The following is a 12,882-nucleotide window of genomic DNA, read 5'->3' as shown; positions in this document are numbered from 1 at the left end:
TACCATTTATAGTAATATTTTTATAAATACCAATACCATTAATAAAACTATCCTTTTCACTTTCATCTAATCTATAATCTTTGTCTAAATTTATTATATTCCTATCATCAGCTTCATCAATTATATTTTTAAGTCTGTGAATGTCCCAGAATAACCCTCTTGAGCTGATATATCAGATTCATCAAGTAGAGTATTTGAATCAGTGAAATTCCCAGAATTGTCTTTTTCAGCTGATACTGAAGAAATAGACAAAAATAATAATATAAAAATTATTAATATTCTTTTAAAATTCTTTGAAATCATGTAACTCATCTCATATTTTTTTTAAAATTCTCAATAGACTTCTCCTTTTTATTCAAAAAAACATAGAAAATATCTTGTTCATATTCAAAATTTCAGTAAAGTATAAACATTATAATATAAATAACATATTATGTAAATCTTGTTATAATTTCTCTACATAAAACAAAAGTTTTAAAGAAGAAAATTAGAAGATTTTTTTGAATAAAATAAAAGGAATTTTAATTAGAATAATTTTTCCTTTTTTTAAAAAAATTTCATTAGGATTTTGATTAATTATGATATCAAAAAATTTTAAGAAAATATTTTTAATATTCCTAGTGCTGTTATTTTTTTCAATTTCAGCTGTGAATGCTGAAACAGATGATAACATATCTATATCCACAAGTATTGGAATAGACACTGCGAATATTGATAATACTCAACAGATAGATAACATGATAAATATTGCTGACAAAAATGAAGGTACATTCACAGACTTGAATGACCTTATAAAAAACAGTGCAGGTGATATAAAATTAAATAGAAATTACACATACGACAATAAAATAGATAATGCTTACATAAATGGAATAAAAATTAATAAAGACCTTGTTATTGATGGTAATGGATTTACAATTAACTGTAATAAACTTGCAAGAATTTTTAATATGGAAAAAACTACATTGACACTTAAAAACATCAATATCATAAATGGGAAAGGTTCTTATGGTGGGGCAATATATCAAAAATATGGAGATTTAATTGTTATCAATTCCACTTTTAACCATAATACTGCAGAGTATGGTGGAGCAATTTTCCACGAATATGGCAAATTAACTGTAATTAATTCTACTTTTAACTATAATACTGCAACAGGGTATGGAAGTGGAGGTGCCATATTCAGCCAATTGGATGATGAATTACTTATAAATTCTTCTAAATTTACAAATAATGATGCTGCTTATGGTGGAGCTTCTTCAATTAATGGAAATATATTCGCTAAAATTATTAATTCAATATTCACAAATAATAATGCAAGAGATGAAGGTGGTGCTATTGAAGATAATGATAATGAAAATCTTACAATATTTAACTCAACTTTCACAGATAATACTTCACCTGTTGGCGGAGCTATTTATAACTATAGACTCTCAGTTAATACTACTCTGATTAATTCATCTTTTATTAATAATTGTGTTTCTATTGAACTAAGAGGTTCAAATAGCAATATTATTGGATGTAATTTCACAAATAATCTATTATCCATTAATATAAAAGGAAATAATGCTAGGATTATAAATTCCACTATTTTTAACAATACTCAAGCAATAAATGTAACTAATTTAGCAAGAAATACCACTATTAATTATAATAGAATTCTAAATAATACTAATAATACTGGCTTTAATTTAGATAATAACGGTATTAATACCAATGCAAATTTAAATTGGTGGGGTAAAAATACTCCATTAGTCAATGGAATTATACTTGAGAATTATTTTGTTATGAATGTTAATAATTTAACATCTACTGAAAATGGTGCACAATTCAATTATACTTTTAGGTTAAATACTAATGATTCATTCAATCCTAATTATTTGCCATATTTTGTAAGTAATGTATATACCAATATTACAAATGGCATTCAACAAACTTTTGATGCGAGATTTAACAGAATAGTTAATGTAGAAACTAATAAATCTGGGCAAAATGTAGAATATATTTTTGTTACTGATAATGAGGTAAAAAGTTTAAGTCTATTCACTAAAGAAAAGGTTATTTTGGATGTATCTGCTGAAGATATTATCGTTGGTGAGAATGCTACTATAATCATTAAATCCACTGTTGATGGACCTGTTACTGTTACTGTTGATGGTAAAAAGTACAATGTTACTATTGTTAATAATAGTGGATTTATTGTTATTCCAGGTTTACCAGAGAATGTTTACTTTGTTGAAGTTAATTTTGCAGGAAATGATTATTATAATCCATCTTATGCAAATACAACATTTAAGGTAACTAAAAATAGTAATTCTCCAGATATTCCAGAATATCCTGATGCTCCAAAAAATAGTTCTAACATGGAAAATAAACTTATTGAAACACATGAATCCTCTGCTTCAATTAATAACCATTTAGTTGATAATAACATTAAAACTGGTAACCCATTAGTCTTATTAGTTTTAGCTTTATTCAGTTTAATTTATCCAATAAAACGTAGAAAATAAATTTATCTATAATGTTTTGAGTTATTTAACTTAAAACATTTTTTATTTTTAAATAATATTAATATAACTATTGATTAAACATGAACAGATAATCAATCAAATAATTACTGTTTAATTTCTTTTTTAATATACTCCTAATAATATAAACATGATAAATTCTAAACTTTTTTTTGTTAATTAATAAAATAATCATGTTTTTATTTTAGTATTATACAATGTATTATATACATTAAATCATGTTAAAAGGAGGAATGTAGAATATGAATTTTGGTGAAATTTTTAAAAATTCTTTTAAATACCCTACATTAAATTTTAAAAAACTTTTAATTTTAGGTATATTTTTCTTGATTTATGGAATTTTAACTGCTTTAGGTATTTACTGAATGTTTTCTACTGAATTATTCAAAACGTATTTAATGCAGCAGAAACAATTTATGGAGAAGAATGGAATAAAGGAATGAGATTTGGTGTTAACTCTTGGAATGATATCTACAATAATATGTGGGAAAGATATAAACCTGATAAAACCATAAATAAATATATAAAAAGATGGAGGAAGATTAAAAAATGAACAGTTCTCAAAATGAAAAATTTGAATCGTTTGATGATTCTTTGCATTATTATGCTCCACGCATTTCTCCATTTGTAACTAAGGATATGTTTGATGAAATTTCAAAAAATCCTTCAAACATTTTTAAATTTATAAATAAAGAAACTTATGAATCAGTTACTAAACATACTAATTATGAATGTGAACCTTTTTTTGATAAAATAAAAGTAAAAATTTATTTAAATAATAAAGAGGGTAAATTGATTCAGTCTGAAAAATGTTTAGCATCTCATGTTTTGGAGCAGGTTTTTGATGATGATCAACTCATAAGTGAAGAACTTAAGGAGTTATAAAATTTTATTCGGTAGAATGAATAGATAATAACTCAACCCCACAAATGTTATTATCCACTTTTATGAGTTATTGTAGTTTTCTCATTAATCTTTTTATATCTCTTTCAGCACGTTTAGATGGATCAATTCAAACTTGTTTTGCCACATACAACGCAAGTACTGTGGCAAAACATTCATAAAATTCGAAAACAAAAAAAATGTACTGCAGCACAGAATGCACATGCAAATCCACTCAAGACAACAAAGCCAAATACCAAAGAAAAAGAAGGAAATTAATCAACTCTGGTGAACTTGTAAGCAATGAAACACGAAAAATAGGAACAATACATTTTCCCGAAAAAATAGGTGACTGGGTAGAAGAACTAAAAAGAATCAAATACACAAAAAGAAAAGCAGGGATAATATGATATATGAACAACAGATTAATGATTATATTTCTCAGATTATAATTCCTAAACATGAAGATGTAGTACTTTTCTATAGCCATGTGCCAAAATATGATTTCGGGGTTGAAATTGAATTTATTTTTAAAGTTAGATTTAACATGATTAAAGATGAATTAGATACTCTGAAAGACAATATTGAATCTGATTTAAAAGAATGTTATGATAAATTTGGTCTTGAATATAATTTTATGATAATTTTATCAACATTCTAATTTTTTTTTATTTTTCCACCTTTTAATATTGAAGAGAGAGGAGTATATACTTATTATACTGCATTTATATATTTTTTTCATATGGTGAAAAAAATGGGTTGTGTATTTTAATGATGATTTATGAGTATCAGCATAAACATGTTTCAGGTTTGCGATGCCCTGAATGCGATGAACACAAGGAGATACTCTATGATACTCATCATAAATTAATCTATTGTCGAACATGTGGATTAATACTTTATGAAATTAGTCGTTTGTAAAAAAAGAGAATATATTCTGGTTTATAAGTTTTGAATAATTCAGTAGAAAACATTCAGTAAATACAACATCGGTATTTTAATTTTCAGTGTTTAACTCAAAACATAAAAAAATAGTAAAATGTATAAAACCAAACTTACACACATCATAATATCAAAACCCACAAAAATCGGTTTTGATGATCATAAAAAAAATTATGGTGGAAAATATGAAAACAATAATAAAAATATTAACTGGAATTTCAATACTATTTTTACTTCTAGGTTCCGCAACCGCTGCAGTTAATGTTGATGATATGAAAGTGCCTTTCGGTTACAGTGACCTTGAAGGAGGTATGGCAATGTTAAATGATGGTCATACAGAATTATATGTTGGTAAATTAGAAGATAATCCTGGAGTTTTTGAAAGTAATGCTGAAGAAATGTATATTGTTTCAGATATTGGCAATAATACTTATTACTTTATTGATGATGCAATGCAAATGTATGGGCTTCAGGAAAAAGTAAGTATTGATAATGTGGATTATCTTGTTTCAGTATCCAAAGATAGTGAATTATCTAATGCTGATAAAACTTTATTAAAAGAAGATTTGGATAAGTTTAATGAACTGAATAATCTGGAACCAGTACCTGTTTAATGATGTACATAATGTACATCAATCTTTTTTTATAAATTTAAGATTACATCTCGCATTTATATGCTTAACTGGAAGCACTCCATCAAAATCCGCTTCAGGATGTGTGCATGTTATTTCATTTTCAAGTTGTGGAGTAAATGGACATTTCTGATGTGGTTTAAATTCAACTTTAACTAAATTTTCAGTAGGCACTGGTGCCCGTTGAATTTCTCTACTATTAACTCCATCATTAACAGGAATTTCTAATTCCACAAAACCATATTCATTAACTAAATGCTTGATTAGTTCATATGCATCAATTTTATATCTTATTTCCTCCACATGTTCTAATGTAGCCTGTACTGTGTACTCTATTTCTTCTACATCTCCGTATTTTTCTGTGATTTCGATACATAGGTTGTCAAATTCTTCATGAGTGTATTTTTTTGTATGTCCTAAAATATTTGCTTCTCTGTCCTCATAGTATCCAGTTTCAATAATATAGCAATATAACGGCATAGTTTCACTTCTCTTTTTTTAACTCTTCCCATACTTGCTGTCTAGCTTTCAAATTATTAATCTCATCCCATAATTCCTGCTTTAATTCAACATTCTCTTTTTCCAAATCATTAATCTTGGCTTCCATTTCTCTTCTGACTTCTGATGTGTATACTTTGGTTTCAGTATTTTCAAGTGAAAGGTCAGGGAGTGCAGCTAGATATGCTTCCTTAACATCTTCAACATCAATCTTAATATAATGGCTGTCAGTAGATAAAGGTGCGGTGTGGCCTTCCATTACTGCACATATACGTAGGTTTCCGCAGTTCCTTGAAACCATTGTTTCAAAGAATTTTCGTAATCCATGAGCATGGAATCGTGGAATTTTAGAGACTTCCTTGTCATAATCTTCAGGAGATAATTCGCCTTTGCTTATCTTATCTTTAATCATGTTAATGTGATGTTCTCTTAATGATTTGTTCTTTTTTGCGAACATTGTAGTCATAGGCCTTTGATTAACAGCTTTAGTGAAGTAATATCTTTTACTGCCGAATACTGGTGAATCTTTAGTTTTGAATAATTCAGTAGAAAACATTCAGTAAATACATTAATCGACCAGGTTGAATTAAGATTGTTCCAAGCATTAGCAGACCATAATACTACATGTGGTAATTACACTAATGGTGATTGTTTATTCTTACAAAGTGAATGTCAAACAATTAATGTTGTTAATGGTCGAACTGCTAAAAATCAATGCCCATATCCTAAAGAGAACAGGTATGTTAGTTGGTTTAAGCAAAATCAAATTATTAAAAGTTCGTTTACTGTGAATGGGAATACTGACTTGGATGAATTGGATTTAACAAAACCAATTCTCAGAACAATTGTTAAAATCAGTATGGATTATTGTTTTGAATAATTCAGTAGAAAACATTCAGTAAATACACTGCCTATTTTTCTTTATTTTACTTAGTTTAATATCTATTTTTTCTTCTTTTAAAAACTTTCTGAGGACATCCTTTTTATACTCTTTTTATTGGGTAGGTTTCCTCAAAATTATATGATTTTAACTAATTTTATAGAATTTTTTTCATAAATTTTGAGGACATTAATTTTTTAACTAAAAAATATCTATATTTCCTCACCATCTTAAATAAAATCCATTAAATTCAGTACCATTCAATAATGTATCAACTAAATTCTTGCTTTGTTTTCTAATTAAATCTGCATAACTGACAGTTTCATCGTTATATGTTATTGTTGAGAATATTTTTCCAAGAATTTTACTTACGATTAGTTTTCTAGCTTCTAGTTTTATTGTATTGTTTCTTTTATCTAAATCATCATTAGTGATTTGTTTTCTATTGATTAAACTTATAACGGTCTTATCTACTATTTGCTGCCTGAATGGTTCAATTAGATCAAATGTTAAGCTGGTTCTTCTATCCATATCAAAGTGTAGGAAACCACAGTATGGATCTAAACCATTAACTAAAATGCTTTTTGTAATTTCACTTGCAAGAATAGCATATCCATAATTCAGCATTGAATTCAATAAATCTGTCGGCTGTTTAGTCCTATTTCTAAATTCAATTTCTTTTGGAATGAAGTATTTTACACCCATCCAATATTCATTTGAGGCTTTTCCTTCTAATCCCATGATTTTTATTCTCTGTTTTTCATTATCTCCATTTAAACTTAATTCATCAATCTGTTTTATTATTTCATCAATTTTTGATCTGTAATTAAATACTCTTTTTAGCTGTTTGTTTTTGTTTAATGTTGTTAATGTTGCTTTTTGATTTTTCATTTTACATTTGATTAGTTCTTTTGAAATTTCAAGACCTAATTTATTTTCACTCAGTTGATATTGTTGTTTTCTTAATGTTACATTCCTCCAGTCAGGTGATTCCAATGTGTAGGTTAATTGTCCTCTTGGATTGATTGCTATCAGTTTAATGTTATTTTGTGCTATTAAATTCAATGCATCAAAAGTCACGTATCCTTTTCCAACAATTGTTATGTCATTAACTTCACTTGCCTTAATTGAATCTATAATTTCAGAGTTTTCATGTATGGCAAGCGGGTTATCCTTTTTATGTATTGATTTATTATATCCATCGATTATTAGTTTCATCAGTACACCCTAAATAGTTCATTATCAAATTTAATCTCTCGACCACAGCTTTCCTTTTTCAAATAGCAGTTTTGACATACTGGAAGTATCAAAACACTATCATATTCTTTTATGACATTATCAATACTTTCTTTCAGTGAATTTCTTTCATTGTTGTCCAGCTCCCCTACATATAATGTGTTTTGAATTTTTCGAAGACCATAGTATTCGATGATTCTTTCAATTTTTTCCAAATTTGTTTTGAATTTTACATCAAGACTTACTATCACATACATGAGTTAAAATTTATCATTTCAAAGTAAAATTTTTTTATTACTTTTTTTAAGATTTCTATTACAAATCTAAAATCTGGAGAAATTGCTGTTTTTCAACAGATTGATGTAGGGGAATTACTTCACTTTCAACACTTATCTGAAAACTTCCAAATTTGTTGATTTTTATATATAAAGAGAACGTATATTTTATGTAATAATATACAGTAATAAAGAAAAGATACGAAGTCTTTATATACTCAAAAAATAAATAGTATAGCAAGGGTTAGGTATAAAATTTTAGGAGGAAAAACAGCTTATGATTGAGGTTGATGAGCTAACAGACTACCTAGATGAATACTTAGAAGAAAAGCAAGAGGTAAAAAACTTAACGGAAGAAACTATCAAGAAACAAACATTTAATATATCCAAATTCATTGAATATCTTGAAAATGAAGGAATTGATGAATTAAATGATCGTAATGTTAAAAAACAGTTAAGACATTATCGTAGGTATTGTTTAAAACAACGTGGGAACAAAAGGACTACTGTTAAAACATATATGATGAACATTTTAGAATTCATTAATTCAGAAGATGTTCAGGAAGAAATCCAGCATGATCCAATCAAAATGAAGGATATCATTGAAGTTAAAGCAGAAGATCCTGAAACTGCCAAAAAAAGAATTGAAAAAATTTCTTTAACATGGCAACAATCTAATTTTTTCCTTGATACAATCAAACAGAGTGGTAATGTAAGAGATTATGCAATTTGCAGGACTTTTATTGATTCTGGAATGAGGCTAAAGGAACTTGTGCTTTTAAACAAGGATGATATTCAAGTTCCAATAGATGATAATGGATTTTATATCTTGCCAGAGGATACTAATGAGTTTATTGATGTCTATTTAAGGGCAGAAACTACAAAAGGGGAATTAAAAGACCGTACTACTTTTATTACCTATGATACACTCGTTAGTTTGAATGATATGATGATGAATCGTATCACAAAACTTAGAAAGAATACTCATAACGTTTATCGTCCGGTGATTCAGAGAAATAAAGCTGCTGAAGAAGCAACACGTGAAGAACTGTTCACTAATATTAAAGGTAATCGTATTGGTAAACGTGGAGTTCAGGATATCATTAAAAAACATGCACGTGAATGTGATGAAAGAATTGAGAGTGAAGGAATTGATTGTCCTGTAAATTATGGGAAAAATGTCAGTGTTCACATTCTAAGACACACTGCATTGTCTCATTATGCGGAGATTCTGACGGTTGCTGAAGTTCAATCAATTGCAGGACACTCCAATTCCCAGACTACTGATAAATATATTCATATTGATCGTGAACAAATGAAACAAAAATTAAAAGTCAATTCCATGAGATTTAATAATTAATTGACTTTTCTCTTTTTTTTATTTTTTGAGGATGTGACGCAAAATTTTTAGTTGAATTTTTGTTTTTTTTAATTTTTTGATAATTTTTTCTTATTTTAATTGTTTTTTGTGTTTATTTCGTTGTATATTCTTTTTAGGTTGTGTCCGATTGTATATAGTTTGAATTCAGTGTTTGTGTTTTTTATTCCTGTTGTTGTGAATTCGTGGAGTTTCATGTTTTGTTTTATGTGTGCAAATGGTAGTTCTGCTGTTTTTGATCGTTTTTTGTAGATTTTTTGTGCCCAGTCTGTTTCCATTTTACGTTGCATTCTGATTTTGGAAGGGTTTCCATAGTCTTGAATTGTTCTGTAATTCTTTTTATCGCAGCATATTTCTTTCATAACACAATTTTTACATTCATTTGTCCAATAAGTTATTCTTTGTTTGTTTTTATATTCGTAAGTTCTTCTTCGATATAAAATTTCTCCTAAAGGACAGATATATGTTTCAATTTCTGCATCGTAAGTGAAATTATCTTTTTTGAATGGTTTTTCCCATAAATTGTACTTTTTTTCTTTTCTTGAGAGTTTTCTAGTGGATATATATCCATCTAAACCTTTTTCTTCAAGATATGTTGTGTTTTCATCTGTGGAATATCCATTATCAGCGCTGAATTGGAAATTTGATGGTAATTCATCGTAGATTTCGATTAAATTTGATTCTAATTGTTCTATTGATGGAATTAGTTCGAAATGGTCTGTTGGATTTTGTGTAATGTATGATGAAAGTATTATTCCTTTATATTCGTCCACAATGATTTGTGCATTGTAATCCCATTCCCATTTGCCTTTTTTATTCTTCATCAAACGAGCATCAGGGTCGTTGATGCTAATTACGTCTTTTGGTGATTCTTTTACTTTTTCTTCGAGTTTATCGAGTTTTTTTAAAACTTTTTTTGGATTTTTTTCTGCTTGTTTTAAAAGATTTAAACTTGAAGAACGTAATTTATCTTTATTTCTATTGTTTTTAGAAGATTTTTGGATTTCTTTTACTGTTTCTTTGAATTTTTCTTTGTCTGTTAATGATTCTGGGACTGAATTTCCAGATTCATCTCCAAGTTCTTCATCTTCTTTTTGATCAAGTTCAATACTTTTTTTGAGGTGTTTTTTCATGATTTTGATTTGGTTTTCATCGGTTAATTTATTGATGGATGTTTTTGCTTTGATTTTTGTTCCATCTAAGCTCACATGATGGATTTTGATTAAATCATTTTCTTTTGCAATTTTAATGGTTGTTTTGAATGCTTCGTCGATTAAATCAGTATAATCGACTTTAAATCGTGCTATTGTCCTGTATGATGGTTTTTCCATTGCTGCAAGATACATATATGCAATGTCTGTTCTTGTTTTTCTTTCTATTTCTCTTGAAGACAATCCACCATCAAATACACTCATTAAAATGAGTCTGAGCAATAATTCTCGTGGATAAGCAAATTCACCAGGCTTTCCACGAAATTCCTGGTTTGCTTTCGAACAATCAATTAAATCAACCACATTTTTAATAAAATAGCAAGGATGATCTTCAGGAATCAAATTTCGCAAGTCCATAGGGACCAACATTGTCTGATTTATATTATCATCTTTTAAAACCATGAATAAAACAACCATAAATATTAATATCTATAATAAAAGATTGTACTTCATAGTATATAAAATTAAAGAAAAATAAAACAATTAAAATTAGAAAAAATTGTGACTTCGTGTCACATCCTCTTTTTAAAATTTAAAATTCGATTTTTTTGCTTTAAATTTAATAATTTTTAATGAAATTTAATAAAAAATAGTAAAAATTGAAGAGACTACTATATTTCAATAACTTGATATATATGAAACTGTTGATTTTTAGCATTTTCTCATGTATAAAATATGTATTAATTGTATAATATATAGTTTATGTATAAATCATCTTTTATAAAATATATATTATATGTATTTTTCATATAATCATCAATTACATATTAATGCATTATATGATTAGTTGTATTATTATAAAATATGTATTATATGTAATATTACAATTATGAGTATTAGTATAATTATTTGTATTAGTGGTTACTATAGCATATTTACATAATTATATATTAATACATATTTTAGTATTTTATACGGAAATACATTTCCGACATATTTAATATTACACTAACAAGATTTGTAGTAAAAATAACGCTTCTATGGAGTTATTTTTAAATAAAACCTACAAATATTTGATTTTAATGATAATATGAGTTAATAAAAATGAATTAAACTCAATAGTTATAATTCTATTTGTTTTAACTCATATAAAAGTATATGCTTTCAAAAATTAATAAAATTTATTAAATTTTATAAAAATATGTTATTCAATTAATTTCCAGAAATTTTATCTTGTGAAATTAAAACATTAAAATGTGTCAAACTATGGTAGTTCCATCTATATGTAGTTGTCTAAATTCAATACTTTTGCATTATTTTAAGAAAATTAATAAATTTTGTGAAAATAATTTGCTATGATCTTTAGAATTTTGTTAATTATAATTGTAATTTAAAAAAATAAGTAGGTTTAAAATCCTAAAAGAATTTTAATACCAATTAAGATAAGAATTACACCACCAAGTATTTGGAATTTGTCTCCAACAAAGTGACCTATTTTTTTACCAATAAATATACCTGCAACACTGAATAAGAATGCAACAATACCTATGATTGCAGATGAGATTAGAATTGGATCTTTTAAAAGTGCAATGGCGATTCCAACTGCAAATGCATCTATACTTGTTGCAATTGCAAGTAAAGTTACCTCTTTAAATGAAAATTCATCAGTAATTTCGTCATCATCAGAACTTAAGCTTTCACGAATCATATTAAGTCCAATACCTAAAAGTAATATGAAACCGATAACTGATGCTAATGTTTCAACAATTGATGCAATTGCATTACCGCAGAAGTATCCTAAAATAGGCATTAATGCCTGGAAACCACCAAAAAATAATCCGTAATATAAAATCTGTGACTTTGTAAGGTTCTTTTGAGTAAAACCTTTTGTCATAGATACGCTAAATGCATCCATTGCAAGAGCAACGGCAATTAATGAAATTGAAATAAAACTAAATGACATTAACCTAAAATATGTAATCTATGTTATTTAAATTTAATCAAATCCATTTATCTTTAAGATATATAAATTAAACATAATTACTTATAGTACTTTTGTAAAAAATACATACAATGTAATTCAGTTATTACATAACAAGAGGTGATAATATGAGAATAAAAAGGATTTTATTAATATTCCTTCTTTTCACACTTCTTATATCCTGTACTAGTGTTGCCTTTGCATCTGATGATGTTGGAGATTCGCAGATATGTGATGATGGTTTCAATAATGATTTAGATGTTGATTCTGATGATGATTTAGATGTTGATTCTGATGATGATTTAGATGTTGATTCTGATGATGATTTAGATGTTGATTCTGATTATGATTTATATGTTTATTATGATGTTGATTTGGATGATGATTTAGATGTTGATTCTGATGATGATTTTGATGATGATTTTGATGATGATTTGGATGATGATTTAGATGTTGTTTCTGATTATGATTTAGATTTTGGTTATTATGATTATTTAGA

The 12,882-nt window shown here is 27.0% G+C and carries 14 protein-coding genes; 8 read left to right on the top strand and 6 right to left on the bottom strand.

Going from position 1 to position 12,882, the window contains the following annotated elements:
* Positions 1-647: 647 nt before the first annotated feature.
* From MR875_08025 to MR875_08005, 5 genes are all read left to right on the top strand, one after another.
* A complete protein-coding gene (locus tag MR875_08025; protein ID MCI6994782.1) occupies positions 648-2,510 on the top strand; it encodes a hypothetical protein in 1,863 nt (620 codons plus the stop codon).
* A gap of 567 nt (positions 2,511-3,077) precedes the next feature.
* On the top strand, positions 3,078-3,413 hold the full coding sequence (locus tag MR875_08020; GenBank protein ID MCI6994781.1) for a hypothetical protein: 336 nt from the start codon (positions 3,078-3,080) through the stop codon (positions 3,411-3,413).
* Between the two features lie 197 nt (positions 3,414-3,610).
* Entirely contained in the window at positions 3,611-3,820 is a 210-nt protein-coding gene (locus tag MR875_08015) for a hypothetical protein (protein MCI6994780.1), read from the top strand.
* Positions 3,817-4,071, top strand: a complete 255-nt coding sequence (locus MR875_08010) for a hypothetical protein (GenBank protein ID MCI6994779.1) — start codon at positions 3,817-3,819, stop codon at positions 4,069-4,071. Before MR875_08015 ends, MR875_08010 begins: the two co-directional genes overlap by 4 nt.
* A gap of 466 nt (positions 4,072-4,537) precedes the next feature.
* Positions 4,538-4,966, top strand: coding sequence for a hypothetical protein (locus MR875_08005; protein ID MCI6994778.1), 429 nt, complete (start codon positions 4,538-4,540; stop codon positions 4,964-4,966).
* Between the two features lie 18 nt (positions 4,967-4,984).
* Here the strand turns inward: MR875_08005 and MR875_08000 are convergent, their stop codons facing one another.
* Both MR875_08000 and MR875_07995 read right to left on the bottom strand, forming a co-directional pair.
* Positions 4,985-5,464, bottom strand: a complete 480-nt coding sequence (locus tag MR875_08000) for a hypothetical protein (GenBank protein ID MCI6994777.1) — start codon at positions 5,462-5,464, stop codon at positions 4,985-4,987.
* Positions 5,465-5,468: 4 nt separating this feature from the next.
* A complete protein-coding gene (locus MR875_07995) occupies positions 5,469-6,038 on the bottom strand; it encodes a hypothetical protein (protein MCI6994776.1) in 570 nt (189 codons plus the stop codon).
* Between the two features lie 36 nt (positions 6,039-6,074).
* Here MR875_07995 and MR875_07990 point away from each other — a divergent pair, with 36 nt between their 5' ends.
* Positions 6,075-6,362 carry a hypothetical protein gene (locus tag MR875_07990; GenBank protein ID MCI6994775.1) on the top strand — a complete coding sequence of 96 codons (288 nt, stop codon included), beginning with the start codon at positions 6,075-6,077 and terminating at the stop codon, positions 6,360-6,362.
* Between the two features lie 222 nt (positions 6,363-6,584).
* Here the strand turns inward: MR875_07990 and cas1 are convergent, their stop codons facing one another.
* Positions 6,585-7,580: a CRISPR-associated endonuclease Cas1 gene (gene cas1, locus MR875_07985; protein ID MCI6994774.1), complete on the bottom strand. Its 996-nt coding sequence runs from the start codon at positions 7,578-7,580 to the stop codon at positions 6,585-6,587.
* On the bottom strand, positions 7,580-7,855 hold the full coding sequence (gene cas2 / locus MR875_07980; GenBank protein MCI6994773.1) for a CRISPR-associated endonuclease Cas2: 276 nt from the start codon (positions 7,853-7,855) through the stop codon (positions 7,580-7,582). The genes cas1 and cas2 overlap by 1 nt, the downstream gene beginning before the upstream one ends.
* 295 nt (positions 7,856-8,150) lie before the next feature.
* Between cas2 and MR875_07975 the strand changes: the two genes are divergently transcribed.
* Positions 8,151-9,233, top strand: a complete 1,083-nt coding sequence (locus MR875_07975) for a tyrosine-type recombinase/integrase (GenBank protein MCI6994772.1) — start codon at positions 8,151-8,153, stop codon at positions 9,231-9,233.
* A gap of 95 nt (positions 9,234-9,328) precedes the next feature.
* Here the strand turns inward: MR875_07975 and MR875_07970 are convergent, their stop codons facing one another.
* Both MR875_07970 and MR875_07965 read right to left on the bottom strand, forming a co-directional pair.
* A complete protein-coding gene (locus MR875_07970) occupies positions 9,329-10,864 on the bottom strand; it encodes an IS1182 family transposase (GenBank protein MCI6994771.1) in 1,536 nt (511 codons plus the stop codon).
* A gap of 946 nt (positions 10,865-11,810) precedes the next feature.
* Positions 11,811-12,365 carry a manganese efflux pump MntP family protein gene (locus MR875_07965; protein MCI6994770.1) on the bottom strand — a complete coding sequence of 185 codons (555 nt, stop codon included), beginning with the start codon at positions 12,363-12,365 and terminating at the stop codon, positions 11,811-11,813.
* A 146-nt stretch (positions 12,366-12,511) separates the two neighbouring features.
* Here MR875_07965 and MR875_07960 point away from each other — a divergent pair.
* Positions 12,512-12,882: hypothetical protein (locus MR875_07960; GenBank protein MCI6994769.1), on the top strand; the 371-nt coding region annotated here is incomplete at its 3' end.

The organism is Methanobrevibacter sp. (assembly GCA_022775905.1).
In the GTDB taxonomy this organism is placed as follows: domain Archaea; phylum Methanobacteriota; class Methanobacteria; order Methanobacteriales; family Methanobacteriaceae; genus Methanocatella.
The sequence above is the reverse complement of the archived record's forward strand: the minus strand, read 5'-3'. Positions and strand labels throughout refer to the sequence as shown.

Bases quoted from the DNA above. Each gene is read 5' to 3' on its own strand.
- MR875_08020 (MCI6994781.1), top strand. From the start codon at position 3,078: ATGAACAGTTCTCAAAATGAAAAATTTGAATCGTTTGATGATTCTTTG.
- MR875_08015 (MCI6994780.1), top strand. From the start codon at position 3,611: ATGTACTGCAGCACAGAATGCACATGCAAATCCACTCAAGACAACAAA.
- MR875_08010 (MCI6994779.1), top strand. From the start codon at position 3,817: ATGATATATGAACAACAGATTAATGATTATATTTCTCAGATTATAATT.
- MR875_08005 (MCI6994778.1), top strand. From the start codon at position 4,538: ATGAAAACAATAATAAAAATATTAACTGGAATTTCAATACTATTTTTA.
- MR875_08000 (MCI6994777.1), bottom strand. From the start codon at position 5,464: ATGCCGTTATATTGCTATATTATTGAAACTGGATACTATGAGGACAGA.
- MR875_07995 (MCI6994776.1), bottom strand. From the start codon at position 6,038: ATGTTTTCTACTGAATTATTCAAAACTAAAGATTCACCAGTATTCGGC.
- cas1 (MCI6994774.1), bottom strand. From the start codon at position 7,580: ATGAAACTAATAATCGATGGATATAATAAATCAATACATAAAAAGGAT.
- cas2 (MCI6994773.1), bottom strand. From the start codon at position 7,855: ATGTATGTGATAGTAAGTCTTGATGTAAAATTCAAAACAAATTTGGAA.
- MR875_07975 (MCI6994772.1), top strand. From the start codon at position 8,151: ATGATTGAGGTTGATGAGCTAACAGACTACCTAGATGAATACTTAGAA.
- MR875_07970 (MCI6994771.1), bottom strand. From the start codon at position 10,864: ATGGTTTTAAAAGATGATAATATAAATCAGACAATGTTGGTCCCTATG.
- MR875_07965 (MCI6994770.1), bottom strand. From the start codon at position 12,365: ATGTCATTTAGTTTTATTTCAATTTCATTAATTGCCGTTGCTCTTGCA.